Genomic DNA, 26,539 nt, shown 5'->3' with positions numbered 1-26,539 from the left:
GCCGGCGAACCCCACCCGGTCGTCGCCGGCCGCTTCGGCGCCCCCGAAGCCGCCCTCGCCCGCAAGATCAGGAACCAGCCCCGCGACGTCCAACTCGCCTGGTACGAACGCAACCGCGACGCCCTCACCACCTGCGGCACCCGACCCGACCTCGACCCCGGGAAGGGCACCCGATGATCTGGTGGCTCAAGATCCGCGCCGCCCACACCCTCGCGATCGGCACCGCCGCGACCTGGCTCCTCGGCCTCCTCATCGGCACCGCCCACCTCCCCCTACCCGCCCTCACCGGACAGGCCGGCGACTTCCTCGTCGGCCACCTCATCACCCTCACCCCCGCCGTCCTCCTCATGCACGGCGCCGCCCGCGCCGACCACCCCACCGAAAACGTCGCCGTCCGCACCCCGCGCCACCTCGACGTCGCCCTCGCCCTCACCCTCGCCACCACCGTCCTGACCGCCGCACTCCTCCTCCACCTGCTCCACCCCACCGACATGGCCGTCGTCCTCAGCCGCAACATCGCCGGCTACATCGGACTCGCCCTCCTCCTCCACCCCTGGGTCGGACACCGCGCCGCCGGCGCCCTCATCGCCGTCGCCCCCCTCGGCTGCGCCGCCGCCGGCTGGGGACCCGGCGGCCGACCCGAACGCTGGGCCTGGGTCCTGCACCCCGCCGACTCCCGCACCGCCCTCGCCCTCGCCCTCGCCACCCTCCTCCTCGGCACCACCACCGCACTCACCCGCACGCCCTCCACCGCCCCCTGAGCCCCGGAGCGGCTGCGCGTCGCGCCCTAACCCACCCAACTCCGCAGCAACTCCTCGCGCTCCGCCGTCCGCGGCGTCTCCCCGTCCCGCTTCCGACCCCACTCGGACATCGCGGCCAGCGTCGTCGCCAGCGTCGCGGCGCCCTCCGTGAGCCGGGACAGCAGGGCGCGGGAGAGGTCGACCTCCGTCGACGAGTAGCCGGCGGCCGTGGCCACATGGGCCGACAACTCGCGCTCGCCGTCAGGTGTCTCCACACGCACCGTCATCAACGCCGGGGAGTCGTACGACCCGCCCGGGGCCCCGGCCATCGCCAGGCTGAGCACCGTCTCCAGGACCAGGTCCTTGACCGCGCCGACCTGCCGCACCAGGGTCTTCACGGGGACGTCCACCACCGTCAGGGCGTGCACGTCCTCCCACAGGTGGAAGCCGGGCTGCCCGTCGCCGAGGGGCAGCACGCCCTCGGGGGTCAGCCGTACCCCGGGGGCCGAACCGACCGGCTTCGCGCCCACGTACACATCGCCCTCGGCGATCCAGAACAGGCCCACCATGGCCATACGGTGCTCACTCCTCCCGACGTCGACCGCGCCGCCGTCGGGTCACACGTCACACGATCAGAACGTCCTGGCAACGCGCGGCCGGGTCGGCGGGTTCCCGTCAGTCCGGTGCGAGGTCCTCCAGGAACGGTTCGATCGCCGCGCGCCACGCCTCGGGCTGGTCGTAGTGGACGAGGTGCGCCGCATCGGCGACCTCCGCGTACTGGCCCTGCGGCAGCACCCGCACCATCTCCTGGGCCTCCGCCCGCCCCAACTCGCCGTCGAGTCCGCGCACGACCAGGGTCGGGCACCGGACCTGCGCCAGTTCGTCCCAGTGGGCGTGGTGCGCCCAGGCAGCGCGGGAGGCCAGCATCTGCGCGGGGTCGAAGACGGGCCGCCAACCGTCCGCCGACTCGGCCATCACCTCGGCGTAGAACGCGCCCCGCGACGGATGGGGCCGCTCCACCCACGGGTCGTCCTCGCCGAACCACTTGTGGACGTCGGCGAGGGTGGCGAACGGCAGCGGCCAGGTGCCGAACCAGTGCTCCCACTCGCGCTGGGACGCCGGGCCGAGCGCCGAGGCGCGCATGTCGCAGACGACGACGGCCCGTACGAGGTCCGGCCGGCGCGCGGCGAGCTGCCAGGCCGTCAGCGCGCCCATGGCGTGGCCGATCAACACGGCGGGTGCCAGGTCGAGTTGCTCCAGCGCGGCTACGGCGTCCGCGACGTACGCCTCCCGGTCCCAGGGGCCGTCGACGGGCTTGTCGCTACGGCCGTGCCCGCGCTGGTCCAGGGCGAGCGCGCGGTGCCGTTCGCCCAACCAGCGGGCGGTGTCCGCCCAGTGGGAGGCGCGGCCCATCAGGCCGTGCAGTAACAGCACGCCCGGCGCGTTCCGCCGCCCCGGCTTGGGCGGGTCGGCGAAGTCCCAGGCGGCCAGCCGCACGCCGCCCGCCCCGGTCACGTCGATTCGCCTCGCCATTGCTCCGGCACCCCCTCGATGGCGGCCCGCCGGGCCGCTCGCACGCTCTTCTGGGCTGTTGCGGGTCTTGCAGGTGAGCGGGACCGGACGGGGCGGATGCGGTGGTCTGTCGACCCGCCCGCCGTCCGGTGGACCTACGGACGCCAGATTATCGAACCCTTGTTCGGGTGGGTGGTCTTCGTCCGCAACATCGCTCGTTCGGGTGATGGGTCCCGAGGATTGCTCGTCCCGGTCCTGGGGAGATCTTTCCCGGGAGGCGGGCCGCTCGGGGATCACGGTCCGAAGGGGACGACCCTGGGAGCTCGGGGCTCCGGGTCATCGAGGGGGAGGGCAGGCCCCGGCGCCGTACGGCGCCGGGGCCCTCCGCGTGTTCGCCGGCGCTCGGCCGTTTCGGGGGGTGCTGCGCCTTGGGCGAGGTGGTGGGTTCCCCGGCCGTGCGATCGGTGCGGCGGCTCACGACGGGGGTGCGCTGCGTCCCGGGGGCGGGACCGGTGCCGGTCGGTGCGTGGCGGACGCGGTGGGCCGCGCCGCCCCTGCCCGTGCCCTTCGTCCCCGCACCGAGCACATCCGCCCCCGTGTCCGTCCCGCCGGCCGTGCCCGCACCCGCGTCGGGGACTTGTTTGCCCGGGCGGCCGGGGTCCGTGTGCGGGTCCAGGGTCGGGGGCTCTGCTTCCCCCGTGCCCGGGCCCCCTGTGCCTGTGCCAAGGGCCCTGGCGTGCGGGTCCCTCGTGCACGCCCCCGCGTGGGTCGCGCCCGTGCCGGGGTTCCTCGCGGCCGTACCCGCGGCGGGGCCGGTACTCGTGCCTGCAACCGGGTGCCGCGTGCCCCAAGCCGTTCCAGGAGCCTTCGCGCCGGTGCCCACGGCCGCGCCCGTACCCGGGTCCCTCGCGGCCGTACCCGTACCGGCGGCGGGATTCCTTGCGGCTGCGTCCCCCGTGACCGTGGCCACGACCGGGGGCCTGGTGCCCGGGGCGGTCCCCCTACCTGTGTCCGTACCCGCGGCGGGACCGGTACTCGTGCCCGTGTCTGCGCCAAGGGACTTCGTACCCGAGCAGGGGGTCTTCGTCGCCGCGTCCCCCGTGACCGTGCTCGTAGCCGGATGCCATGTGCCCCGGCCTGCACCAGGCAGCTTCGTGCCGGTGCCCACGGCCGTGCCCGTACCTGCGGCGAAACGCCCTGCGCCCGCGTCCCCCGTACCCGCCGAGGGGCCGGTGTCCGTACCCGCGACCGGGAGCCTCGTGCCCGGAGCAGGGGCCGTCGCGCCCGCGCGCCCCGCGACCGAGTGCTCCGTGCCGGGGCCGGCGGCCGACGTACTCGGCACCGTGTCCGCGGCCGGGCCGGGGCCGCGCACGTTCGCGCCCGCGTGCGCGGTCAGCGCACCCGGGCGCGCGCGGCGTCGTGCGGTGTGGCCGGGTGCGTCGCGCCGGTCGTCGACCGGACGTGCCGCCCCGTGTTCGCAGCGCATCGCTCGCCCCTCCCCGGCCGAGCGGCCGGACCCTCCCGCGCGGTCCCGAGCCTTCGAGTCATATGCCTGACGCACAGCCTGGCACGGGAACGGGACGGCCGCTGCCCTTCCACACACAGAATCCGAATCCGGTGTGAACGTGAACGCCCAGCGGTCCACTCGTCCACCAGGTCGTCACCACCGTCCCAGCAGATCGGGGCCACGGGGCCGGCGCGTCCGGGCGTACGGGTACGGGGCGGGGCGCAGGGGAACGGGGCGGGGCGCACCCGTACGGGGCAGGGCGCGCAGCCCCACCCCGCACCCCCCGTGATCAGGCCGGCGACCCGGCCGGCCGGGTCGTCACTTCTTCGCCACGAACACGTGGGACGCGACCTCGGGGTCCAGCTCCGCGGCCTCGCCGCCGCTGCCGACCAGGACCCCGCCCGCGGACTCCGTGACGCTCACGACCGCACCGGGCTGCACCCCGGCCCGCCGCAGTGCGTACATCAACTGCGCGTCCGTCTGGATCGGCTCGCCGATCCGCCGGACGATCACGTTCTTGCCCTCGCTGCCGGGGTCAAGCTCGGCGAGGGACACCATGCTCGCGTCGAGGAAGGGATCGGCCGCGTCCTTCTCGCCCAGCTCCTCCAGGCCCGGGATGGGGTTCCCGTAGGGCGATTCGGTGGGGTGCCGCAGCAACTCCAGCACCCGCCGCTCCACCGCCTCGCTCATGACGTGCTCCCAGCGACACGCCTCCGCGTGGACCTGCTCCCACTCCAGGCCGATCACGTCGACGAGCAGGCATTCGGCGAGCCGGTGCTTGCGCATCACCCGGGTGGCCAGCCGGCGGCCCTCCTCGGTCAGCTCCAGGTGTCGGTCGCTGGCGACCGACACCAGACCGTCGCGCTCCATGCGCGCCACCGTCTGGCTCACCGTCGGGCCGCTCTGGTCCAGCCGCTCCGCGATGCGGGCGCGCATGGGGACCACACCCTCCTCTTCGAGTTCGAGGATGGTGCGGAGATACATCTCTGTGGTGTCGATCAGTCCGGACATACGTACGTGCCCCTCGTTCGGCTTTGCTAGTGCCGCACTAGCGAGTGCGCTGGCCCCTGGCCCCAATTCTGACGCATCGCGCCGACAACCGGGCCCCACCCGCCGAACGGCGGCCCCGGCCCCGTCGCCGCCCCGCCCGACGGCCCCCGTACCAGGTCCTTCGGCGGGTCGTCCGCGGCGGTCCGCGGAGCGTATTGACAGCGTGGCGGTGCGCAACGCACGGTGATCCGCGACACGCGCGCGGCACCGCTCCGCGCGGGACCGACCACCGGACGTGCGGGGCACCCACCCCGCGGGCCGGCGGTCCGCCCGGGGGACGGCGGACGCACCTGCCCGCGCGCGCAGCGACGACCGTGGACGAAGGGGAATCGGCGATGAGCGACAGCAGGGCCAATGGGGTCGGGGACGCGCAGGGCGCACAGGGCCGGGGGGCGGCTGCCGGGAGCACGCTCGCCGACCGGTTCTTCGACGCGGCCATCGAACTGCTCCAGCAGGTCCGCGACCGCGATACGGAGGAGATCGCCGCGGCGGGCACCCTCATCGCGGACACCGTCGACGCCGGCGGACGGCTCTTCGCCTACGGCGCCGGGCACTCCTCGCTCGCCGCGCAGGACCTCGTCTACCGGGCCGGCGGCCTCGCCCTGATGAACCTGCTGACGGTGCCGGGCGCCGTCGTCGACGTCCAGCCCGCCACCCTCGGCTCCGCCCTGGAACGCGTCGACGGCCTCGCCACGGTGGTCCTGGACAGCAGCCCGCTGCGCGCCGGCGACCTGCTGGTGATCATCTCGCTGTCCGGGCGCAACGCCCTGCCCGTCGAGATGGCGATGCACGCCCGTTCCCTCGGCATCAGGGTCATCGGGGTCACCTCGGTCGCCTACGCCGCCGAGACCCGGTCCCTGCACGCCTCCGGCAGCTTCCTCAAGGACCACTGCGACGTCGTCCTGGACTCCCGCATCCCGCTCGGGGACGCCACGCTGGTGCACGAGGGCATCGACGCCCCGTTCGCACCCGCGTCGACCGTCGTCACCAGCGGGGTGCTCCAGGCGGTGATGGCCACCGCCGCCGGTGTGCTGGCGGAGCGCGGCATCCAGCCCCCGCTGCTGCGGTCCGGCAACGTCGACGGCGGCCACGACTGGAACGGCAAGGTCATGGACGAGTACCGGGACCGGATCTTCCACAGCCGCTGACGGCATCCCGGCGGTGCGCACGCGTCCGGCGCGGGCCGCGTGCGCCTGCCGACCGGCGCGGGCTCAGCCGCGGGGGGCGTCCAGCACGCCGGCGAGGTCCACCGCGGCGGCGATCCGGGCGACGACGCTCTCCGCGTAGGTGGCGTCCAGGCGCTCGAACCGGGGGCGGCTCGACGCCCGCAGGAAGGTCACCACGCCCAGCGTCCGCCCCCGGCTGCGCAGCACCGAGCACAGGGCGTGCACCGAGTCCTCGGGCCACTGCCGCGACCGTGCCCACTCCCGGGCGCGGCCCGGCGGGTCGGTCGGTGCGCTGGCCCGCACCGAACTGGTCCGCTCCACGCTCTGCAACGCCGGGTGCCCGGCCGCGTACCGCAGCGGCAGCCCCGACCGGAACGCGGCGAGGCCCGGCCCCGGGGTCCCGGACGGGGTGGTCAGTGCCCGCACCAGCCGTCCGGGGGGTGCGCCGTCCGGGACGTCCGCCCGGTGTCCGCCGGCGGGTTCCGGTTCGCCGTCCCCGGTGAGCAGGTCCAGCAGCACGTGATCGGCGAACCCGGCGAGTGAGAAGTCGAGCTGCACGGAGACCGCTTCCGCGGGGTCCTCGCACTCGCCCGCCGCGCGGGCCGCCCGGTGCAGTTGGTTGACGCGGAAGCGCAGTTGGGCCGCCTCCTGCTCGGTCTGTTTGGACTCCGTGACGTCCTGGAAGAGCCAGCCGACGCCCAGCGGCACGGGTTCCTCGGCGAGCGGGGACGACAGTCGGACGAAACCGCTGCGCCAGCAGCGCCGGACGTCCCCGCCGGGCAGCCGGACGGTCACCCACAGATCGGCGGGGGCGGGCGGGGCGCCCTCGGCCAGCACATGGGCCAGCGAGCCCTCCAGGTCCTCCACGCCCTGGGCCAGGAACTCGCCGAGGGGGCGGCCCAGCAGGGCCGTGCGTCCGCTGCCGAGTGCGGTGGCGGCGTGCGCGTTGGCGGCGGCGGGCCGCAGGTCGGCGTCGACGAGGACGACGCCGAAGGCCGCGTCCTGGAACAGCGCCTCGCTGAGCGCGATGGACCGCTCCAGGTCGATCTGCGCGTGCACCTCGCTGAAGGCGCAGTACACCCCGGCGGGCTCGCCGTCGGGGCCGCGCACCGCCGCGGCCTGGATGCGCACCAGGACCCGGCCGCCGTCCTTGGTGAGCAGGGCGAACTCGTGGACCTGCCGGCCCCGGGCGTGCATCGCCCCGAGCAGCCGTTCCTCGATCCCGGCGGCGTCGCCCGGTCTCGCCGCCCAGCCGGAGAACCCGTGGCGGCCGACCGCTTCGGCCGCGGTCCAGCCGAGGACCCGTTCGGCCTCGCGGTTCCAGTGGGTGACGACCCCGTCCGCGTCGAACGCGCACAGTGCCGCGTCCATGCCGTCGAGCAGCGCCGCGAGCAGATCCGAACCGTCCCGTCCGGGTCCGCTCGGTCCCAGCTCGTCGGTGGCCCCGCTCCGCCGGGAAGCACTCACCTGGCACCCCCTGTCCGCGGAAACCGGCCGGTACCGCGTCGTCTTCGGTCGTCTCGGTCGTCTCGGTGGGGTACGCGCATCCGCTGCGTCGGGTACGTGTACCGCGCTCCAGATCATTCAACTCGAACGTGACCCACCCCACACAGTGTTCACCCAAAGAGGCCGCGCGGGGAAATGTTCGAGGGCCTTCCGGGGGCACTGGGGGCGGCTTCCGTGCTGGTGGGGGCGCATGGGGGCAGATGTCGGTGCTCGCGCGCCGGCGCCCGGCCCGGGGGTCGGCCGCGCCCCGCGTTAATTCGGTTGAACGGGCCGGGGGAGGTGCCTAGCGTGGGGGGCACACAGAAGGGAGGTGGTTCGCAGCATGAGCGAGAACCGGACCAGTGAGGTGGCTGCGGGCTGAGGCCCGTCACCACACCGAGTGCGGTGCCGGACCAGCACGAGATCGTGCGTGCGACCGGCCCAATCCACGCAGTCACCCGACCCGCAGGCCGCCGGTGAGTCCGGCCGGCTTCCGCCGCCCACCGCGGTGGGACCACGGCCTGCGGGTCGTCTGCGTTCCCCCTGACCCACCGGTCGCCCGGTGCCCGTGGGCGCGGTGCGACGCGGACCGTCGGCGGGCGGTCATCCGCCCGCCGGGGCCCGGAGCGACGAGGGGCGCACGAGGGCGCCTATCGGCGTGCCTCCCGCGCGCAGGCGTAGGCCAGCGGACTGACCAGTTCCTCGGCGTCCGGCAGCCAACGGTTCGCGGCGGTCGGACGGTTCGCCCACTGGACGGCGCCCTTGGTGCCCAGCCGGGTCGGCGGGGCCGCGATGTACGCGCCCTCGCCCAGGGTCAACAGGTCCAGCGAGGACGGCGGCCAGCCCAGCCCGCGGACGAGGTCGGGAACCTTGGCGCAGGCGCCGGGCAGCACGAAGAACCGCAGCCGGCGGTCGGGGGTGCAGAGCACCGGACCGAGCGTCAACTCCATGCGCTCCATCCGGGCCAGGGCCAGGAATCCGGCGGTGTCGGGCACATCGATCACGTCGAAGGTGCGGCCCGTGGGCAGCAGGATCGACGCCGTGGGCTGGTCCGCCCAGAGGCGGCGCGCGGTCGACGCGCTCCCGGTCGCCTGGGCCGCCCAGTCCTTGCGCGTGGGGTGCGCCCCCGGCGCGGCACAGTCGGCGGCGCCGCAGGAGCACGTGGGGACGCCGTCGATCGACTCCAGCCACGTGCCGGGGAAGACGTCCCAGTGGCGTTCCTCGGCGTACCGCACGGCGGTGTCCAGCGTCGCCTCGCCGCGCTGTTGGGGGATCTGGGCGGTCGATGTGACTCCGATGGTCTCTTCCACGTGCTTCTCAACTCTCGCTTTCTGTCGGGGTTACGACCTCTCGCGCGCGCGGGCACGGTGCACCCGGGCCCACGGGTGGGGCGCATGGGTGCACTGACAGGGGCGCGCAGAGGGTCGAGCCGCGGCTGTGGGTAACCAGGGTAGGGGCGGACTACCAGCTGTTACCCCGGCATTTCTCGTATGTCCCGCATCTTCCGTTTGTCGCCGGGGCATTGATCAGCGAGAAGTCGCCGAGACCGGCGACTGAACAGTGCGAAAGCTACTCGAACCGGACGCGATGTCAGACAAGACCCGGACACGACCCAGACCAGACGAGGCGGCGCACTGGCTGACGCCGCAGCAACAGGGGGTTCACCTCATGGCCGCACGGCCTCTCGTCGCGCGGCAGCCGAACGAACGGCTGCAAGCGCTCATCCAGGAAGCCGCCTGCTCCAATGCCGGACTGGCACGCCGCGTGAACATGTGCGGCGCGGAGCACGGACTCGACCTGCGGTACGACAAGACCTCCGTGGCCCGTTGGCTACGCGGGCAGCAGCCGCGGGGCAGGGCGCCCGCGATCATCGCGGAGGCCCTCGGCCGCAAACTCGGCCGCACGGTCACCATCGACGAGATCGGCATGGCCAACGGCAAGAACCTCGCCTCGGGCGTCGGCCTCCAGTTCTCGCCGACCGTCCTCGGCGCCATCGAGCAGGTCTGCGAGCTGTGGCGCAGCGACGTGGGCCGCAGGGACTTCCTGTCGGGCTCGTCGGTGGCCGCGTCCGCGCTGGTGGAACCCAGCCGGGACTGGCTCATCTCCACGCCGGACGCCCAGGTCGCCCGGCAGGCGGGGCCACGGGTGGGAACCTCCGACGTGGCCGCCGTCAGAGCGATGACCCAGGCCCTCGTCGACCTCGACCACCAGTACGGCAGCGGCCACGTACGGCCCGTCGTCGTGCACTACCTCAACAGCGTGGTGTCCGGGCTGCTCGCCGGTTCCTACCGGGAATCGGTGGGGCGGGAGTTGTTCGCCGCCGTCGCCCGACTCACCGAACTGGCGGGCTACATGGCCGTCGACACCGGGCAACCGGGACTCGCCCAGCGCTACTACATCCAGGCGCTCCGGCTCGCCCAGGGCGCGGGCGACCGCGGCTACGGCGGGTACGTCCTGGCCGCCTCCATGAGCCACCTGGCCGCCCAACTCGGCAACCCGCGCGAGATCGCCCAGCTCGCCCGGGCGGCGCAGGAGGGCGCACGAGGACGCGTCACCCCGCGCGCGGAGGCCATGTTCCACGCCGCCGAGGCCCGGGGGCACGCCCTCCTCGGGGACGCGCGCTCGGCCCAGGCGGCGTCCGGGCGGGCGGTGTCGGCGATGGAGCGCGCCGAGTCCGCCGCGGGCGACGACCCCGTCTGGATCGCCCACTTCGACGAGGCCTACCTCGCCGACGAACTGGCCCACTGCCACCGCGACCTCGGACAGTCCGAGGCCGCCGCCCGCACCGCACAGGAGGCGTTGGACAAACACCCGCCCACCCGGGCCCGCCGCCGGGCCATCGCCCTGGTGCTGCTCGCGACCGCGCAGGTGCAGCAGCGCGAGGTGGAACAGGCGTGCCACACCGGGTTGCGGGCCGTCGAGCTCCTCGGCACCCTGCGCTCCCACCGCGGCAGCGAGTACCTGGAGGACTTCCACCACCGGCTCGAACCCTTCCGTGACGAGGCGGTGGTGCGGGAGTTCGGAGCCCGGTTGGAACTCCAGGCGGCCTGACGGTCGACTGATGCGGCGCTGACGCCCCGGCGCAGCGCTGACGCCCCCGCCGCGCACGGCGATCGGAACGGCGCGGGACGGGTCACGGAAGCGGCCCACCGGTGTGCTCACCGGGGACCGCTTCCGTGCCCCGCCGAAGCGTCCCGCCGAACGCGCGCGCCCCGCGGTGCCGTTCGGTGTCGTTCGGCACCGGCCGGTCGCCGCGGCCGGTCAACTGCGCCCGTGCCAGGGCGAGAACGGTTTCCCCAAGGTGATTGCGATATTCCGCCCCGGTCGCCGGGGCCCGGCCCGGGCCGCTTCGCACCCAGGTCACCGCACCCGGTAGCGTGGCCGGTCTGTTCGGAAGTTCCCTCATCCGAAGGAGACCACCCGGTGACGCAGAGCGGACAGGGCGAGGACGCGCATCCCTCCCCGGCGCGACGGCCCCACGAGGGCATCGTGCTGCCCGCCGACGGAAGCGGGCCGCTCCTGCCTCCCGGCTCGACCCCGCCGGGGTCGAGCCCGGCCCCCTGGGGCGCCCCCCTCGCAGGCCCGCCCCCGCCCGTCGTGGGTTGGGAGACCGCGCAGCCCGCCGGCTACGGTGCGGGCCCGCTGCCCCCCGAGAACGGTGCCGGGGCCCTCCCTGCCGGCCCGGACGCCCAGGCCACGGCCATGCTGCCGCCGGTCCCGTCCGACCCGCAGGCGCCGCCCCCGTACCAGCCCGCCCACGCCGGCGGCCATCCCGGATTCCCGCCGGCCACCCCCGGGGTCTACCCGGCCACCCCCGGAGGGTTCCCGCCCGCGGCCCCTGGAGGGTTCCCGGCCGCCGCCGGCGACGATGCGCCCGCCACCCAGTACCTCCCGCCGGTCCCGGCCGGCCCCGGACCCGGTGGGCCGTCCCCCCTCGACGCCGCTCCGACCGAGCTGATCGCGCCGATCCCCGCCGCGCCCGGGCCGGGGTTCGGCGGCCCCGACGCCCAGGCCACCCAGCTGATCCCGCCGGTCCCCGCGGCGCCCGGCGGCGACGCCGAGGCCACCCGGATCATCGCGCCCGTACCGGCCGCGCCCGGCGGCCACCTGGACGCCACGCAGGTCATCCCGCCCGTGCAACCGGGTGCCCTGCCGCCCGAGATACCCACCGGCACCCCGCCCCCGGGGGCCCGCGGGCCCGCCGAGGACACCCACTACCTGGGCGCCGTCCCGCAGGCGGGCGGCGCCGCCCCGCCCGACGTCCACAACGCGCCCACCCAGCACCTGCCGCAGGTGCCGCCCGCCCCGACCGGCGCGCCCTTCGGCATCCGCCCGGGCACGCCCGGCGAACGTCCGCCGCCGTCCGAGTTCGACGCCCTGTTCCGAGACGGGAGCCCCGGCGCGGGCCAGCCCGGACCTGGTCAGCCCGGACGGGCCCGGCCGCCGGGCCCCCGCGCCCCGCGCCCCGTACCCCCCGGACCCGGCGCCCCGCACCAGGGCGCCCCGCCGCACGGGGCCGCGCACCCGGGTGCCCCGCACCAGGGCCGGGCGGCCACCCGACGGGCCGCCCGCCCGTCGGCGAAGCGCTCCAAGGTCCCGCTCCTGGTGGCCATCGGCGTCGCCCTGGTGGTGATCGGCGTCGGCACCGGAGCCCTGCTCGGCGGCGACGGCGAAAAGAGCCCGTCCGGCTCCGGCACGGACAGCGCCCCCGTGTCCGCGACCGAGTCGACCGGCGGCGAACCGTCCGACGCGGCGCCGTCTCCCTCCACCGAGGCGCCCGACCGGGCCGGGGCCCAGGCCAAGGCGTTGGACGGGCTCCTCGCGGACAGCGGCGGCAGCCGCGCCACCGTCATCAGCGCCGTCGCCGACATCAACCGGTGCGAGGACCTGGACGACGCCGCCGACGACCTGCGCGAGGCGGCCCGGGAGCGGAACGACCTGGTGACCAGGTTGGGCGAGCTCTCCGTCGACGCGCTGCCCCGGCACGCCGAGCTGACCAGCGCCCTGAACTCGGCGTGGAAGGCGTCCGCGGAGGCCGACGAGCACTACGCGGACTGGGCCGACCGGGTCCAGGGCAAGAAGGGCTGCCGCGGCGGCAAGGCCCGCCAGACCAAGGAGGCGGGGGCGGGCAACCGGGCGAGCGGCGAGGCCACCGGGGCCAAGAAGAAGGCGTCCGGCCTGTGGAACTCCATCGCCGCGAAGTACGACCTGACCCCCCGCCAGCCCACCCAGCTCTGACGACCCCTGCACCACCGGGCCGCACCGGGCTCAGCCCGGTGCGGGGGCGCCCTCCAGCGTCTCGGCCATGCTGACGGACCCGGGTCGCGCCGCCACCAGCCGACCGTCCCGCACGGTCTGGAAGGTGACGTTCGCATTGACCACCCGGGGGTAGTCCTTCACCGCCAGCATGTCCTCGAACCGCCAGCTCAGCGTGGGCGTCAGCCCGCCCGTCCCGACCTTCAGACCGTTGTCGAGGGCGTTGCGCACGGCGCGCGCCGACACCTCACCCCCCTCCAGCGACTCGATCACCTGCCGCAGCACGGTGTAGGCGATCCAGGTGGTCTGCACCCCCGCGTCCGACGGGTCGATGCGGTTGTCGTCGAAGGCGTGCTTCCCGATCACCCGGCGCATCTGGGCCCAGCGCGGGTCGCTGCTCACCGGGTACCACCCGGTGACCTGGGCGCCCTCGTACGGGCCCGACCTGCCCCCGGTGCTGTCCACGGTCGACTGGTCCACGCTGCCGAACACCGCCCCGACCCGTACCGAGGGGGAGGGGTGTTCGGCAGCGTGGATCCGCCGGAACGAGTCGAAGAACGTACGGGTGCGGTCGCCGAGGGCCGCCGCGACGCAGCCCCGTCCCCGGGGCGCCGCACTGACCTCCTCCAGGGCCTCCCGCACCTGCCGGGTGTAGTCGGTGGCCTCCTCCGCGGCCCGCACGTCGACGGTGGACTCCCGGCGGCCGGTGGGCAGGCCGGCGTCCAGCAGCAGCGGCAGCGAGTCCCCGGCGAAGGTGTCGGGCCGCACCAGCGCCACGACGGAGCAGCGGCCGGCGAGCTGGCGCCCCATCCCCGCCACGAGTGCGGGCTGACCGCCGTTGACCGGGTACGACAGGGGGCTGGTGAACTCCCCCTCGGTGACGCCGTAGCCACCGATGTAGGGGATGCCCGCCATCTCCAGCGGGCTGAGGAAGGACCGCGTGTGCTGGCTGTAGGAGCCCACGACGGCGACCACGTCCTGTGACACGGCCCGGCGTGCGCACGCGGCGGCGCCCCCGGAGTCGTTGTGGTCGTTGCAGGTGATCACCTTCAGCTCGCGGCCCGCGATCCCGCCCTCGGCGTTCACCCAGCGGGCGTAGGCGCGGGCCATCGCCGGGACGCCCGGCAGGTTGGTGGCCCTGGTGTTCTCCGGGGCCCAGGTCATGACGGTGATCGGGGAGTCCGATCCGTCGGAGGTGCCGGGGAGCACCCCGCAGCCCGCGGCGAGCGCGGCACAGACGGTGAGGGCGGCGGCCCGCAGACGGGCGGGAGCCCGCCCGGTGGCAGCGGGGGCAAGGGCGGCAGGGGTGGCAGGGGTGCGTGTGCGGCGTCGGCCGGTCATGGTTCCGCACCCTTGCCCCGCCCGGCCAACCCCGCAGTGTCGCGGGATCAATACGGGGTGACGCGGAGGTGAATTGAGGGGGAGGCCGCGGACCGTCCGGAGCGGGAACGTACGATCGGGAACCGTGCAAGGTACGGAGAACCCTTCCCGTCGAGGCCGCCGCTCCTCCACCATGGGCGGTATGCCGCTCAACGACATGCCGTGGTGGCGCTGGCGCAGCAACGTGCGCTCCGCGCTGCACATGCTCTCCGACCCCGCCTTCCAGCACGAGTGCTGGCTCGCCGGACGCACCGAGTACGGGGACGTCACCGACGCCGTGTACCGGCTGGTCGAGGACACCTGGCTGGACAACTGGTCCGCCGAGAAGTACGTGGGGACGATCTTCCGGGACGCCGAGGAGGCAGTCCTGGTGGACGCCGCGGTGCTACGGGTCCTCAAGATCATGCACCAGGTGGGGCCGGACGCGGCCGTGGCCGTGTACCTGGAGCACCCGGGCTGGCCGGAGGCCGTGCACGCCGCGCGCGAGGCCCATCTGCGGCTCGCCACCAGCGACGGGGACGACCCGGACCAGCCCCCGCGGACCCTCGAAGTGCTGCGGATCATGACCAGGACCGGCTGAGCGGCGAGGAACGCTCCGGCGCGGGCACCGTATGGGACCCTGGACCGCATGAACGATCAGGCTCCCGCCCCCGAGCAGTACGTCCTCACCCTGTCGTGCCCCGACAAGCAGGGCATCGTGCACGCCGTCTCCAGCTATCTGTTCATGACCGGCTGCAACATCGAGGACAGCCAGCAGTTCGGTGACCACGACACCGGGCTGTTCTTCATGCGGGTGCACTTCTCGGGAGAGGCCCCGGTCACGGTCGACAAGCTGCGGGCGAGCTTCGCGGCGATCGGCGACGCCTTCCAGATGGAGTGGCAGATCAACCGGGCCGACGACCGGATGCGGGTCGTCCTCATGGTCAGCAAGTTCGGGCACTGCCTGAACGACCTGCTGTTCCGGGCGCGGACCGGGGCGCTCCCGGTGGAGATCGCGGCGGTCGTCTCCAACCACACGGACTTCGCGGAGCTGGTCGAGTCCTACGGCGTCCCGTTCCGGCACATCCCCGTCACCCGGGACACCAAGCCCGAGGCGGAGGCGGCGCTGCTGGCGCTGGTCCGTGAGCAGGGCGTGGAGCTGGTGGTGCTCGCCCGGTACATGCAGGTCCTCTCGGACGACCTGTGCAAGCAGCTCAACGGGCGGATCATCAACATCCACCACTCGTTCCTGCCGAGCTTCAAGGGCGCCAAGCCGTACCACCAGGCCCATGCCCGTGGCGTGAAGCTGATCGGCGCGACCGCGCACTACGTGACGGCGGACCTCGACGAGGGGCCCATCATCGAGCAGGAGGTCGAGCGGGTGGGGCACGGCGTCACCCCGGACCAGCTGGTCGCGATCGGGCGGGACGTGGAGTGCCAGGCGCTGGCGCGGGCCGTGAAGTGGCACGCGGAGCGGCGCATCCTGCTGAACGGCCGCCGCACGGTCGTCTTCCCGTAGGGCCCCGTCCCCCGGGGGACCTGCGAGCCGGTCGGCGGTCGCCGCGATGAGGAACCTCCGCCCGCACGGGCGGTTCGCCCCGCCGGGCCGGCGTCGACGTGCCGATGAGATCGATCACCGTCCTGGCCTTCCGCCGTGTGGACCTCACAGGCGGCTCAGGGAGGCCGTGGCGGCGAGCACCTCGTGGATGGCGCGGGTGTCGCCCTCGCGTCCCGCGGCGGCCTCGTCGGGCAGGACGTGCCCGGCGACCAGTCGACAGAACTCCGTGGCGTCCAGCGCCACGTGCGCCACCTCGTGCTCGGCGGAGCCCACGGAGCCGGGCGAGTCCAGCGGGATGTGCCAGTCGCCGCCGCCCGAGCCCTCGATCTCCAGCCGCAGACTGCGTCCGGGGGCGCCCACCGTGCCCAGCCGCTCCGGCGGCGAGGCGAGCCCCGAGCGGCGCCGTTCGGCGAGCGCGCGGGGCAGGACGCGCACCCCCTGGGCGACGAGCTGCCGCAGATGGCGGGGCGCCGGCGGGGTGTACGGGTAGGTGACCGCGTCGGCGATGTCCGTGGCGTGCACCCAGCACTCGAAGGCGCGGTCCAGCATCGCCTCCCGCAGCGGCAGGGTGAAGTCCCCGTACGGCACCGGGAGCCCTCCGGTGCGTCCGCCGCGGGTGGCGCCGCCCGCGGCGAACGCGGCGGTCCGCACCAGGCCGTGGCTCTGCTGCCGCCAGGGAGTGCGCACCTCGGGGCCGGGCGGGGAGCGCAGGGCGTTCCAGTACGCCTCGGTGCGGGCGGCGGGCCCGACCACCTCGCTCACCGAGGCGCTCGGTGCGCCGTCCGCGGCGTCGCGCAGGTACGTGCGCAGCGGGTCGTCCATGCCGAGGGCGGCGGCCACCAGGCCGTCGACGGTCAGCAGGTGCGCGATGACCCCGGCGACCGTCGTGGTCCGGGTGCGCTGCCCGTCGTCCTGGTACCAGCGCAGCTGGACGGGGGTCTGCCACTCCGCCTCGCCGAAGTCCTGGAGGAGTGCGTCCAGGCGGGCCGTCTCCGCGTCGTAGGGCGCGGCCCACTCGGGGACGGGGATGCGGGGCGGGCGGCGGCCGAGACAGCTGGCGAGCACCTGGGTGCGCAGGGCCGGGTCGAGGTCCAGCGGTTCGGCGGGGTGCAGCAGGACCACCGCGTCCCGCAGCCGCAGCGCCTCCACCGCGCAGGGTCCGCAGGCGCCGAGGTGGTGCTCCACGGCGGTGGTCTCCGCGGCCGAGCAGGCGTTCAGCGCCCACGCGCCGAGCAGCGACTTCAGGACCTCGTGGGTCAGCGGTCCGTCGTCGCCGTCGCCGTCGGCCGGTTCGGGCGGCTGCCAGCGGTCCTGGGGTGTGCTCACCGGACGCTCCCGGGTTCCGGAGGGGTGCCCGACGTGTCGTGGGCGGTGGCGAGGAGTTGCAGGCCGAGCCGGAGCCTGCGGCGGGCTTCGTCGGCGGTGACCCCGAGGTCGGCGGCGGTCGCGTGGTAGTTCCGCCGCTGGAAGTACGCCTGTTCCAGTGCGGTGCGCAGCGGCGGGGGCATCGACGCCACGATGTAGTCGGCGCGGGCCGTCGCCGAGGCGTGGCGCACCTTGCGTTCGAGTTCCGCGGTGGAGGCGGCGGCGTCGGCGGCGCCGTGGGCGAGGGCGGCCGTCTCGGTGTGCCGCAGCCGTTCGACGGCGAACCGGTGGGTGAGCGCGGCGACCCAGGTGCGCAGCGGTCCCTGTTTCGGGTCGTAGGAGCCGGGGTGCTCCCAGACGTGGGCGAAGACCTCCCGGGTGATCCGGTCGGCGCCCGCCTCGTCGCCCAGCACCCGGTGGGCGAGTTGGTGCACCAGGGCCGCGAACCGGTCGTAGAGTTCGCCGAGCGCGGCGGCCTCGCCGCGGGCGAGCCGCTGTTGCATCTTCCGGTCCCAGCGCGGTGGAGCGTCCTTCGCCATTCGGCCCCCTCACTACGGTCCCGCGGTGCGTCCCGACCTGTCCCGGAAGGCGCGAAGTCCGCGCTCCGTACCCTCGAATGTAGTCGTCCCGGGCGGTCGCGTACGTCCCTTTGGCCTATGAGATTTCCCGTAAATCCGCAGATGGCGACCGGGTGTGGACGGATTTTCGGCCCAAGTGGCGTAAGGGGAACGGGCATGGAAAACACGTGTCCGAATGTGATCGTGACAGCGCGAATACTTCTCTTCACGATTCTCCATACCCGTGTTTCACGGAGGTTGTTCCGGGCAGTCGGCCCAGGAAGCGTAAGAACCGCTTCCGGATGGTTGCGCGGCGCACGGTCACGGTCCGGCGAGTACGGGTGGTGGGTGCGCGGGGCGCGGCCGGCGCGGTGGTCGGTGCGGCGGAGGGCAAGGGCGACGGCGGAGGATTCCGGACGGATTCGTCGGTTCGGCGGACGAAGGGCTGGGGCGTGGCGTTCAGGGTGACCGAGGACGAGTGCGGCGAGTGGACCGTGCTGCGGGTCTCGGGCGAGTTGGACTTGATGACGTCGCCGGTACTGCGGCAGCACGTGCGGGACGTCGTGGCACAGGGACGGCACGGTCTCGTGCTGGACCTGTCCGAGGTGTTCTTCTGCGACTCCAGCGGGGTCGGGGTGCTCATCGCGACGCGGCGTCTGATCCGTTCGTGCCGCGGGCGGTTGCGGCTGACGCTGCCCGCGCAGGGCGCGGTGGAGGGCTCGCACGTGAACCGGGTGCTCGCCGCGCTCGGGGTGCGTCGGCTCTTCGACGTGTACCCCGACGTGGAGACCGCGGTGCGCGAGCAGGAGCAACCCCTCTCGGCGTAGCCGGCCGTGGTGGCCGCTCGTCGCGGCGCGCCCCGCGGGCGTCGCGACGCCGGGCCCTCGGGCGCGCCCTGACGGCCCCGCGCCGCCCGTGCCTCCCGAGCCGGCCTCGTGCGTTCCCGAGCGGCCCGGGCGGCCCCCGTACGTCCCTGTCCTGTACGGGGCGGGGGCGGGTCTGAGCGTCCCCGTGGCGGCCCGTGCCGCCCGTGCGTCCGGACGGCCCTCGCCCCGCGCGGACGGGTCGGCGGGCGTTCGGGTTCCCCGCGTTCACGTGCTGGTTGCGGCAAGAGCGACGGGTTCCCCGCCCGACGGAGTCCGCGAGGACGTACGCTCCCGATCGGAAGCAACCGGAACCCGTAACGTGAGGCGGTCCGAGAACACATGGTCAGCACCGAGAGCGAGCGCAGGATCGCCGCCCGTTTCGCCACCTTCGACCAGGACGGCAACGGCTACATCGACCGCGCCGACTTCAGCTCCGCGGCCAAGACGCTGCTCACCGAGTTCGGCACCACGGCCCGCTGCGACAAGGGCCAGGCCCTGTACAACGGGGCCGAGGCGTTCTGGCAGGGCATGGCCGGGATCGCCGACCGCGACGGTGACCAGCGCATCACCCGCGACGAGTTCGTGCACGGGGCGGTGAAGCGGTTGCGGGACAACCCCGACCGGTTCGCCGAGATCGCCCGCCCGTTCCTCCACGCCGCGCTGGCGGTGGCGGACGCCGACGCGGACGGGGCGGCCACCGTCCACGAGACCGCACGGGTGCTGCGCTGCCTCGGCATCGCCGGGGACGCGGCGGACGCCGTCGCCGCAGCGCTCGACGGCGACCGGGACGGCCGGGTGACCGAGTCCGAGGTCGTCACCGCCTTCGCCCGGTACTTCACCGTCCCCGAGTAGCCGTCGCCCTCGACGTCATCGCGCCGCGCCCCGGCCGGACTTCCCGCCGGGGCGTTCGTGCGTCGCTGCCGGCCACGGCCACCCCGGTTGCTGACGCTGCGTGTTGGTGGCGCCCGGAGTCGGACCGGGGTACGTCACTCAGCGTCGATGGTGTGGGGTGGGGTGCGTCGGGTTTACCGGGTTGTGTCCTTCACGTGACTCGTCACAGTGCGGTGTGAACCGGTCACTCCGGTACCGTGTGAGGGATGCGAGTGGAGCTGAGGCCGAGCCATGCCGGTGTTGCCCCTGGGGCGGCTCCGTGGCTGGTGGCATGCCTCGCCGCTCGTACAAAAAGCGGTCTGACGCCCGCTTGTTCGACCCCCCGCGGTGAGCGTCGCACAGTATGCCGCACGGGTACTCCTTCGCGCTGGAATATGCCCGAAGCGCTTGTTGGGGTGACTGAACGTCAACCATGCTGTCTCGCAAGGGAATCACGTTCCGTGACTCTTGGGAGGCGCGAGGCGATGTGTCCGCCGGTTCGGATGGTGTGAGCGGTGCAGGTGCTTCAGGTTCAACTGGAAGTGCGGCCAGACCCCGCGGAGGTGGGGCGGGCCCGGAGGTGGGCGCGGTCCCGGCTCGCCGGTTCCGGTATAGCCGCGGACGAGCCGGTGGCGGAGACCCTGATCCTGTTGGTGTCGGAACTCGTCACCAATGCGGTCGTGCACGCCGGGTGCCCCGCCGTCCTGCGGCTGTTGCTGTCGTCGGGGCGCGCCGAGACCGCCCCCCTGACGGTACGGGTGGAGGTCGCCGACTCCTGTGCGCGCCCGCCGCGCCCGCGCCGCGCGGACGGCGAGGAGACCGGCGGACGGGGCCTCGAACTCGTCGACGGGCTCGCTGACCGGTGGGGTTGGCAGCAGGAGGGGTCCGGCAAGCGGATCTGGTGCGAGGTCGACCGTTGCGACACCCCCGCCCCCGCGCCCGGCGGCTACGGCTGCGCCTACGAGGCGGTCTGACCCCCGCGACCCGTCGCGGCCTCCCGGGACGACCCCGGGAGGCCTCGGTGTCGCAGCCGAAAAGTTGTCCACAGGGTGGGGGTAACCCGGCGGCGGGGTTCGCTAGCTTCGGGGCATGAGCTACCGCGAGGTCCTCTCCCCCCGGATCGGCGCCTGGGCCGTGGTGGCCGTGGCCGCGCGACTGCCCGTCGCCATGGCCCCGCTGGCCTTCGTCTTCCTGGTCCGCGAACGCCCCGGCGGCTACACCCTCGGGGCGGTGCTCGCCGCCGTCTACGTGATCGGTGAGATCGTCGGCGCCCCCCTGCTCGGCATGCGGTTGCGCCCCGAGCGGGCCCGGCCGCACCTCGCCGCCGGGCTGGTCGTCGGCGGACCCGCCTTCACCGCGGTCGGTCTGCTGCCCGACGCGCACCCCCTGCCGCTGGGCCTGCTGGCCTTCGTCGCCGGCGCGGCCCCGGCCGCCGCCCCGGGCGGACTGCGCTCCCTGCTCACCGCCCTGGTCCCGGACCGCGCGGCCACCCAGGCGCTCTCCGTCGAGTCGATGCTCACCGCCGGCATCTGGGCGCTGTCCCCGGCCGCCGTCGCCGGACTCGCGCTCGGGGTGTCCCCCGGGGTGCCGATGCTGCTGGCCGGAGCGCTGATGACGGCCTCCGCGGCCGGTCTGTGGCTGTTGCCGCCCGGCTGGGCCACCGACCCGGCCGACCGGGACGGCCAGCCGATGTTCCGGCTGATGCTGCGGGCCTGGCCGGTGTACGTGATGGGTGCGGCGGGCCTCGCCCCGCTCGCCCTGGCCGAGTTGGTGCTCCCCGCCCTGCTGGAGCACCGGGGCGTCGGGGTCGGCTGGTCGGGCCCGCTGCTGGCCGGGCTGTCCCTGGGGTCCGCCGTGGGCGCCTACGTCTACGGGCTGCGGAACTGGCCGGGACGGCTGCACCTCCAGGGGATCGTCCTGCTGTGCGGGTTGCTGGTCTGCACGGTCACCGTGGCGCTGGTCCCGCACCCGGTCGCGCTGGCCGCCGCGTTGGCCTGCGGCGGCTTCCTCCAGTCCAGCGCGATGCTGGTGCGCAACCTGTCGCTGCGGGAGGTCCTGCCGCCGAGCGCGGTGGCCGCGGGGTACTCGGTGATGTACGCGGCGGTGGGCGCCGGGTACGCGGCGACGGGGTCCCTGGCGGGTGCGCTGCTGGAGGTCACCACCCCCTCCGGGGCGGTGCTCGGCGGGGTCGCGCTGCTCGCCGTGCTGATCGCGGTGGCCGCGGTGGGGGAGCGGCGCACCCACCCGGTGCCCCGGCCCGTCAGCGGCCCCACCCGCAGCGGCGGGAAGCGGCCCCCGCCCGGACCCCGTTCGACCGGCGTGCGCGGAGCGGGCGACCCCGAGCGGCACCCGTAGACGTCCGTAGGCGCCCGTGGGGCCGGGGCGTGCGGCCCCGGCCCCTCGACGGGCGCCGCTGCGGCTACTTCGTCTCTTCGGCGGTGGCGTGGGCGGCCTTGCGGATCTGGTCGGCCACGAGGTCGGGGTGCGACATCATCGCCACGTGCGAGGAGTCGACCTCGACGGTGTGCGACCCGGCCCGCTCCGCCTCGAAGCGTTCCAGGTCCGGGGCGATGGCCTTGTCGTTCTTCGCGACGATGAACCAGGACGGGATCGTCTTCCACGCGGCAGCCGTCGCGTTCTGTGCGAACCCGGCCTGGGCGACGGGCCGTTGTTCGACCGCCATCACCCGGGTCTGTGCTTCGGGCAGGTCCGCGGCGAACACGGAGTGGAACTTGTCGTTCTGAATGTACAGGTCCGTGCCGCTGGTCGTGCCGTCCGTGTACGGAACGGGCCGCAGCGCGGTGCCCAGATCGCTCCCCGTGAACTTCGTGGACAGCTCCGCCGGGTTCTCCCCCACGTCCGGCATGAACGCCGACACGTACACCAGCGCCTTCACGTTCTCGTTCCCGGCAGCGGCCTGGCTGATGACCGCGCCGCCGTAGGAGTGGCCGGCCAGCACGATCGGTCCCTCGATGCTCTTGAGGACCGAGGCCACGTAGGCGGCGTCGCCGATCACCCCGCGCAGCAGGTTCGGCGGGGCGACGACCGGGTAGCCCCGCCGCTGGAGCCGCTCCACGACGGCGTTCCAGCCGGAGGCGTCCGCGAACGCGCCGTGGACCAGGACCACCGTCGGCTTCACGCCCTGCCCCACCGGTTCGGGATTGTCGGCGCCGGACGGGTCGCCCCCGGCCAGGGCCGGAGTGGTGAGGAACACGGCCGCCGTGAGCGACAGGGTCAGCGCGGTCGCCCGGCCTATGCGGCGGCGCGCGGGGGAGGGGGGAGGTGACACAGCCATGGGGGGTCTCTCTTCCGTTCGGCGGGGGGCTGTCGCCCCAGCGTCGACCCGGCCGTGCGGTGCCCGCCTCCCCAACGGGGCGGGTGGGTGAACGCCCCGCGTCCGCCCGGGTGACGCCCGCACCGCGGGAGCCGCGGGCGCGCGGGCCAACGGCCTTGTCAGGGGCCCGTGTTCCGGATGCGGAAGGTGCGCCGGTACGAGGTGGGGGTGACGCCGAGGGCCGTCTGGAGGTGCTGGCGCATCGACTGGGCGCTGCCGAACCCCGACGCGTCGGCCACCTGCTCGATGCTCAGGTCGCTGGACTCCAACAGGTGGCGGGCGCGCTGCACCCGCTGCTGGACCAGCCACTGCCCCGGGCTGATCCCGACCTCCTCGCGGAACCGGCGGGTGAAGGTGCGCACCGACATGGACTCCCGGTCGGCCAGGTCCCGCAGCGGGAGCGGTCGGTGGAGCCGGGTCAGCGCCCAGGACCGGGCCGCGGCCGTCGTCGACAGCGTCGGCTCGGGCACCGGGCGCTCCACGTACTGGGCCTGCCCGCCGTCGCGGTGCGGGGGGACGACCGTGCGGCGGGCCACGTCGTTGGCGACGGCCGCGCCGTGGTCCCGGCGGACCAGGTGCAGGCACAGGTCGATCCCGGCGGCGACCCCGGCGGAGGTGAGGACGTCGCCGTCGTCGATGAACAGCACGTCGGGGTCGACGCGGACCCGGGGGAACAGCTGCTGGAAGTGTTCGGCATGGGACCAGTGGGTGGTGGCGGGGCGACCGTCCAGCCAGCCGGCCGCGGCCAGCACGTAACCACCGGTGCAGATCGACACCAGTCGGGTGCCGGGGCGGATCAGGGCGAGCGCGGCGGCCAGTGCCTCGGTGAGCACCCCGCGTTCGTACACCGGGCCCAACTCGTACGAGGCGGGGACCACGACGGTGTCGGCGGTGGCCAGCGCCTCGGGGCCGTTCTCCACCAGGACCGAGAAGTCGGCCTCCGCGCGGACCGGGCCCGGCGGCCGGACCGAACAGGTGACGACCTCGTACGGGACGTGCCCGTCGGCGGTCCGCGCCCGCCCGAGGATGCGCTGCGGGATGCCCAACTCGAAGGGGAGCACCCCGTCCAGGGCGAGCACGACGACCCGGTGCCGGGGCCGGGTCGGCGGGCTGGGCGGGCTGGGCGGGGGCGGGGGGAGCGCGACGGCCATGGCCCGATCCTAGTGAACGCTGTCCTTCGGGCCACTCGTTCGGGGACCGCGGGTGCGCGAGCCTGACCGGGTGACCCACACCGCGTCCTCACCGGCCGAACGGACCCCCGACCACGACGGACCGCCCGCCCCCAAGAACCCCAGCCCCGGCGGAGGGCGCCGCCGCATCCACCCGGCGTGGTTCGTCGCCGCCGTCGCCTTCGTGACGATCATCGGCGCAGCGGCGTTCCGGTCGCTGCCGGGGCTGCTGTTCGACCCGTTGGGGGCCGAGTTCGGCTGGTCCCGCGGCACGGTCGGCCTCGCGGTCTCGGTGAACCTCGCCCTGTACGGGCTGACGGCCCCCTTCGCGGCGGCCCTCATGGACCGGTTCGGCATCCGCCGGGTGGTCGCCGTCGCCCTCGCGGTGATCGGGGTCGGCTCGGGCGCCACCGTGTGGATGACCGAACCCTGGCAGCTGGTCGTCGGCTGGGGCCTGATGGCGGGGCTCGGCGCGGGCACCATGGCGCTGGCGTTCGCGGCCACCGTCGTCAACCGCTGGTTCACCGAGCGGCGGGGGCTGGTGACCGGCATCCTCACGGCCGCCGCCGCGTCCGGACAGCTGGTCTTCCTGCCGCTGCTGTCCTGGATCGTGGAACACCACGCCTGGCGCCCGGCCGCGGTCACGGTGTCCCTGGCGGCCTTCGCGGTGGTGCCGTTCGTCTGGCTGCTGCTGCGCGACCACCCCGCCGACGTGGGCGTCGCCCCGTACGGGTCCACCACCTTCGTGCCGAAGCCGCCGCCCGTGCCCGGCGCCGCCCGGCGCGCGGTGGCGGCCCTGCTGTCGGCGGGCCGCACCGGACCGTTCTGGCTGCTCGCCGGGTCCTTCGCGATCTGCGGGGCGTCCACCAACGGGCTGATCCAGACGCACTTCGTGCCGGCGGCCCACGACCACGGCATGCCGATCACGACCGCCGCCTCGCTGCTCGCCCTCGTCGGGGTCTTCGACGTGATCGGCACCATCGCCTCCGGCTGGCTCACCGACCGCTACGAGGCCCGCCGGCTGCTCGCTGTGTACTACGCCCTGCGGGGCCTGTCGCTGCTGCTCCTGCCGATGCTGATGGCGCCCTCGGTACGCCCGCCGATGCTGTTCTTCATCATCTTCTACGGCCTGGACTGGGTCGCGACGGTGCCGCCGACCATCGCCCTGTGCCGGGAGCACTACGGGCAGGACAGCGCGATCGTGTTCGGCTGGGTCCTCGCCTCGCACCAGCTGGGCGCGGCCCTGGTCGCCTTCTTCGGCGGGGTCGCCCGGGACGTGTTCGGTTCGTACGACGTGGTCTGGTACGCCTCGGGGGCGCTGTGCGCGATGGCGACGCTGATGGTGTTGGTGATCCGGCGGGTGTCGCCCGCTTCGGGGCCCGCCGGCGTACCGGCGGCACGGCCCTAGACTTGCGTGCACGCAGGTGGTGCGGGTCGGGCCCGAGCGCCGGACGGGGCGCGGTGCGCGCCGCCGCCCCCGCACCACGGCTCACGGCTCACGGACGAGGAACGGAACACCATGGCTCTGTCGATCACCAAGACGCACGGCAGTCTCAATGACATCCTCGTCATCGACGGCGCCCCCACGGACCACTTCGCGCCGGCCGACGTCGAGCGGGCGGTGCGGCTGCTCTGCGACCGGGACCGGGGCCTGGGCGCGGACGGCGTCTACTTCGTCGCCGACGACGGCGACGGCACCGCGCGGGCGTACTTCTACAACCCCGACGGCTCCGCTTCCCTGCTGTGCGGGAACGGCATGCGCGGTGCGGGCCGGCTGCTGCTGGACCGGCACCAGGCCGAGTCGGTGGTGCTGCACACCGGCCCGTACGCGTTCACGGTCCGGGCGGCCGGGACCACCGAGCACGGAGTGCGGCGGGTGTCGGTGGAGCTGCCGCCGGTGGACTTCGCCCCGGCGCAGCCGATCGTGGCCGGTGCGGACGGCCCCTTCGTGGACGGGGCGCTGCCCGCCTACCACCCGGCCCGTCGGGTCTCGGCGGTCGCCGTGCCGAACTCCCACCTGATCACCGTCCTCGGCGGCCGTGACGCCCCTGACGCCCGCGACGCTTATGACGCCTACGACGAGGCCGAGCTGATCGCGACGGGCACCCGGGTCGCCGAGACCGCGGACGCCTTCCCGATCGGCGCCAACGTGTCGTTCGTGCGGCCCCTGACCGCCACCGAGGTATTCGTACGGACGTTCGAGCGCGGGGCGGGGCTCACCCCCTCCTGCGGTTCGGGTGTCGCCGCCTCCCGGGCGGTGCTGTCGCGCCTCGGCCTGGTCGACCCCGAGCAGCCGGTCGTCGTCCGCAACCCGGGCGGCGTGGCCCGCAGCTGGATGCAGGTCCACGGCGACCGCTGGCAGCCGGTGCTGGAGGGCAACGCCACGAACGTGTACGCCACCGAACTCGATCCCGCGGTGCTGCTCGGCGACGGGCCCGTCCGCGTGGACGGCGAGCCCTTCGCCGAGGAGCTGCACGCCTTCGCCGCGTTCAACGCGGAGAACCTCGCCGAGCTGAAGGAAGCGGGCGTCGAGACCACGCTGCACGCCCCGTCCCCCGCGGGCCGCTAGGGACGGGAGCGCGCCACCGCGATCGCCGCCCGCTACGGGGCGCCGCCCTGGGGCACCGGCGCCGTCGGGTGCCGGCCGTCGTGACCGGGGGTACCGGGACCCCCGCCCGGGGCGGGCGGGGCCCCCCCACCCCGGCCCCCCCGCCCGGGGGTGGGGGGGGGCGGGGGGGAAGGGGC

22 protein-coding genes are annotated in these 26,539 nt (G+C 74.6%); 12 read left to right on the top strand and 10 right to left on the bottom strand.

Annotated features, from left to right (window positions below; genetic code table 11):
- Positions 1-173: 173 nt before the first annotated feature.
- The gene (locus tag ACFV88_RS24860) at positions 174-761 is read left to right on the top strand and encodes a hypothetical protein (RefSeq protein WP_385494068.1); all 588 of its coding nucleotides are present in this window, start codon (positions 174-176) and stop codon (positions 759-761) included.
- 26 nt (positions 762-787) lie between these two features.
- Here the strand turns inward: ACFV88_RS24860 and ACFV88_RS24855 are convergent, their stop codons facing one another.
- The 3 genes from ACFV88_RS24855 to ACFV88_RS24845 all read right to left on the bottom strand — a co-directional run bounded on the left by ACFV88_RS24855 (position 788) and on the right by ACFV88_RS24845 (position 4,770).
- Positions 788-1,315, bottom strand: coding sequence for a hypothetical protein (locus ACFV88_RS24855; RefSeq protein ID WP_385494067.1), 528 nt, complete (start codon positions 1,313-1,315; stop codon positions 788-790).
- A 100-nt stretch (positions 1,316-1,415) separates the two neighbouring features.
- Positions 1,416-2,273, bottom strand: coding sequence for an alpha/beta fold hydrolase (locus ACFV88_RS24850; protein ID WP_385494066.1), 858 nt, complete (start codon positions 2,271-2,273; stop codon positions 1,416-1,418).
- A 1,804-nt stretch (positions 2,274-4,077) separates the two neighbouring features.
- Positions 4,078-4,770, bottom strand: a complete 693-nt coding sequence (locus tag ACFV88_RS24845; RefSeq protein ID WP_385494065.1) for a metal-dependent transcriptional regulator — start codon at positions 4,768-4,770, stop codon at positions 4,078-4,080.
- A gap of 374 nt (positions 4,771-5,144) precedes the next feature.
- On the opposite strand from ACFV88_RS24845, the gene ACFV88_RS24840 reads away from it, so the two are divergent.
- The gene (locus ACFV88_RS24840) at positions 5,145-5,957 is read left to right on the top strand and encodes an SIS domain-containing protein (protein ID WP_385494064.1); all 813 of its coding nucleotides are present in this window, start codon (positions 5,145-5,147) and stop codon (positions 5,955-5,957) included.
- Between the two features lie 63 nt (positions 5,958-6,020).
- Here the strand turns inward: ACFV88_RS24840 and ACFV88_RS24835 are convergent, their stop codons facing one another.
- On the bottom strand, positions 6,021-7,442 hold the full coding sequence (locus ACFV88_RS24835; RefSeq protein WP_385494063.1) for a PAS domain-containing protein: 1,422 nt from the start codon (positions 7,440-7,442) through the stop codon (positions 6,021-6,023).
- 668 nt (positions 7,443-8,110) lie between these two features.
- Positions 8,111-8,770, bottom strand: a complete 660-nt coding sequence (locus ACFV88_RS24830) for a bifunctional DNA primase/polymerase (protein ID WP_385494061.1) — start codon at positions 8,768-8,770, stop codon at positions 8,111-8,113.
- 358 nt (positions 8,771-9,128) lie between these two features.
- Here ACFV88_RS24830 and ACFV88_RS24825 point away from each other — a divergent pair, with 358 nt between their 5' ends.
- Entirely contained in the window at positions 9,129-10,511 is a 1,383-nt protein-coding gene (locus ACFV88_RS24825) for a transcriptional regulator (RefSeq protein ID WP_385494060.1), read from the top strand.
- A gap of 372 nt (positions 10,512-10,883) precedes the next feature.
- Positions 10,884-12,698, top strand: coding sequence for a hypothetical protein (locus tag ACFV88_RS24820; RefSeq protein WP_385494059.1), 1,815 nt, complete (start codon positions 10,884-10,886; stop codon positions 12,696-12,698).
- Between the two features lie 30 nt (positions 12,699-12,728).
- Here the strand turns inward: ACFV88_RS24820 and ACFV88_RS24815 are convergent, their stop codons facing one another.
- On the bottom strand, positions 12,729-14,057 hold the full coding sequence (locus ACFV88_RS24815) for an ABC transporter substrate-binding protein (RefSeq protein WP_385494058.1): 1,329 nt from the start codon (positions 14,055-14,057) through the stop codon (positions 12,729-12,731).
- A 181-nt stretch (positions 14,058-14,238) separates the two neighbouring features.
- Between ACFV88_RS24815 and ACFV88_RS24810 the strand changes: the two genes are divergently transcribed.
- Positions 14,239-14,676, top strand: a complete 438-nt coding sequence (locus tag ACFV88_RS24810; RefSeq protein ID WP_385494057.1) for a hypothetical protein — start codon at positions 14,239-14,241, stop codon at positions 14,674-14,676.
- Positions 14,677-14,724: 48 nt separating this feature from the next.
- Positions 14,725-15,594, top strand: a complete 870-nt coding sequence (purU, locus tag ACFV88_RS24805) for a formyltetrahydrofolate deformylase (RefSeq protein WP_385494056.1) — start codon at positions 14,725-14,727, stop codon at positions 15,592-15,594.
- 144 nt (positions 15,595-15,738) lie between these two features.
- Here purU and ACFV88_RS24800 read toward each other — a convergent pair whose 3' ends face one another.
- Complete coding sequence (locus tag ACFV88_RS24800) at positions 15,739-16,959, bottom strand: zf-HC2 domain-containing protein (protein WP_385494055.1); 1,221 nt, start codon at positions 16,957-16,959, stop codon at positions 15,739-15,741.
- Positions 16,956-17,537 (bottom strand): sigma-70 family RNA polymerase sigma factor, encoded by a 582-nt coding sequence (locus ACFV88_RS24795; protein WP_385494053.1) that lies wholly within the window; start codon positions 17,535-17,537, stop codon positions 16,956-16,958. Before ACFV88_RS24795 ends, ACFV88_RS24800 begins: the two co-directional genes overlap by 4 nt.
- Positions 17,538-18,007: 470 nt before the next feature.
- Between ACFV88_RS24795 and ACFV88_RS24790 the strand changes: the two genes are divergently transcribed.
- The 4 genes from ACFV88_RS24790 to ACFV88_RS24775 all read left to right on the top strand — a co-directional run bounded on the left by ACFV88_RS24790 (position 18,008) and on the right by ACFV88_RS24775 (position 21,646).
- On the top strand, positions 18,008-18,382 hold the full coding sequence (locus ACFV88_RS24790; protein WP_385494076.1) for an STAS domain-containing protein: 375 nt from the start codon (positions 18,008-18,010) through the stop codon (positions 18,380-18,382).
- Positions 18,383-18,760: 378 nt separating this feature from the next.
- Positions 18,761-19,273, top strand: a complete 513-nt coding sequence (locus ACFV88_RS24785; RefSeq protein WP_385494052.1) for an EF-hand domain-containing protein — start codon at positions 18,761-18,763, stop codon at positions 19,271-19,273.
- A 533-nt stretch (positions 19,274-19,806) separates the two neighbouring features.
- Entirely contained in the window at positions 19,807-20,265 is a 459-nt protein-coding gene (locus tag ACFV88_RS24780; RefSeq protein WP_385494051.1) for an ATP-binding protein, read from the top strand.
- A 115-nt stretch (positions 20,266-20,380) separates the two neighbouring features.
- Positions 20,381-21,646 (top strand): MFS transporter, encoded by a 1,266-nt coding sequence (locus tag ACFV88_RS24775; protein ID WP_385494050.1) that lies wholly within the window; start codon positions 20,381-20,383, stop codon positions 21,644-21,646.
- Between the two features lie 64 nt (positions 21,647-21,710).
- Here ACFV88_RS24775 and ACFV88_RS24770 read toward each other — a convergent pair whose 3' ends face one another.
- Both ACFV88_RS24770 and ACFV88_RS24765 read right to left on the bottom strand, forming a co-directional pair.
- The gene (locus ACFV88_RS24770) at positions 21,711-22,586 is read right to left on the bottom strand and encodes an alpha/beta fold hydrolase (RefSeq protein ID WP_385494049.1); all 876 of its coding nucleotides are present in this window, start codon (positions 22,584-22,586) and stop codon (positions 21,711-21,713) included.
- A gap of 158 nt (positions 22,587-22,744) precedes the next feature.
- Positions 22,745-23,776: a GlxA family transcriptional regulator gene (locus tag ACFV88_RS24765; protein ID WP_385494047.1), complete on the bottom strand. Its 1,032-nt coding sequence runs from the start codon at positions 23,774-23,776 to the stop codon at positions 22,745-22,747.
- Between the two features lie 70 nt (positions 23,777-23,846).
- Between ACFV88_RS24765 and ACFV88_RS24760 the strand changes: the two genes are divergently transcribed.
- Both ACFV88_RS24760 and dapF read left to right on the top strand, forming a co-directional pair.
- Complete coding sequence (locus tag ACFV88_RS24760) at positions 23,847-25,202, top strand: MFS transporter (protein ID WP_385494046.1); 1,356 nt, start codon at positions 23,847-23,849, stop codon at positions 25,200-25,202.
- A 111-nt stretch (positions 25,203-25,313) separates the two neighbouring features.
- A complete protein-coding gene (gene dapF, locus ACFV88_RS24755; RefSeq protein WP_385494045.1) occupies positions 25,314-26,363 on the top strand; it encodes a diaminopimelate epimerase in 1,050 nt (349 codons plus the stop codon).
- Positions 26,364-26,539: the final 176 nt, after the last annotated feature.

The organism is Streptomyces sp. NPDC059816 (genome assembly GCF_042732055.1).
Lineage (GTDB): Bacteria > Actinomycetota > Actinomycetes > Streptomycetales > Streptomycetaceae > Streptomyces.
The sequence above is the reverse complement of the archived record's forward strand: the minus strand, read 5'-3'. Positions and strand labels throughout refer to the sequence as shown.

Bases quoted from the DNA above. Each gene is read 5' to 3' on its own strand.
- ACFV88_RS24810 (WP_385494057.1), top strand. From the start codon at position 14,239: ATGCCGCTCAACGACATGCCGTGGTGGCGCTGGCGCAGCAACGTGCGC.
- purU (WP_385494056.1), top strand. From the start codon at position 14,725: ATGAACGATCAGGCTCCCGCCCCCGAGCAGTACGTCCTCACCCTGTCG.
- ACFV88_RS24860 (WP_385494068.1), top strand. From the start codon at position 174: ATGATCTGGTGGCTCAAGATCCGCGCCGCCCACACCCTCGCGATCGGC.
- ACFV88_RS24765 (WP_385494047.1), bottom strand. From the start codon at position 23,776: ATGGCCGTCGCGCTCCCCCCGCCCCCGCCCAGCCCGCCCAGCCCGCCG.
- ACFV88_RS24845 (WP_385494065.1), bottom strand. From the start codon at position 4,770: ATGTCCGGACTGATCGACACCACAGAGATGTATCTCCGCACCATCCTC.
- ACFV88_RS24785 (WP_385494052.1), top strand. From the start codon at position 18,761: ATGGTCAGCACCGAGAGCGAGCGCAGGATCGCCGCCCGTTTCGCCACC.
- ACFV88_RS24770 (WP_385494049.1), bottom strand. From the start codon at position 22,586: ATGGCTGTGTCACCTCCCCCCTCCCCCGCGCGCCGCCGCATAGGCCGG.
- ACFV88_RS24850 (WP_385494066.1), bottom strand. From the start codon at position 2,273: ATGGCGAGGCGAATCGACGTGACCGGGGCGGGCGGCGTGCGGCTGGCC.
- ACFV88_RS24840 (WP_385494064.1), top strand. From the start codon at position 5,145: ATGAGCGACAGCAGGGCCAATGGGGTCGGGGACGCGCAGGGCGCACAG.
- ACFV88_RS24825 (WP_385494060.1), top strand. From the start codon at position 9,129: ATGGCCGCACGGCCTCTCGTCGCGCGGCAGCCGAACGAACGGCTGCAA.
- ACFV88_RS24855 (WP_385494067.1), bottom strand. From the start codon at position 1,315: ATGGCCATGGTGGGCCTGTTCTGGATCGCCGAGGGCGATGTGTACGTG.
- ACFV88_RS24815 (WP_385494058.1), bottom strand. From the start codon at position 14,057: ATGACCGGCCGACGCCGCACACGCACCCCTGCCACCCCTGCCGCCCTT.
- ACFV88_RS24775 (WP_385494050.1), top strand. From the start codon at position 20,381: ATGAGCTACCGCGAGGTCCTCTCCCCCCGGATCGGCGCCTGGGCCGTG.
- dapF (WP_385494045.1), top strand. From the start codon at position 25,314: ATGGCTCTGTCGATCACCAAGACGCACGGCAGTCTCAATGACATCCTC.
- ACFV88_RS24795 (WP_385494053.1), bottom strand. From the start codon at position 17,537: ATGGCGAAGGACGCTCCACCGCGCTGGGACCGGAAGATGCAACAGCGG.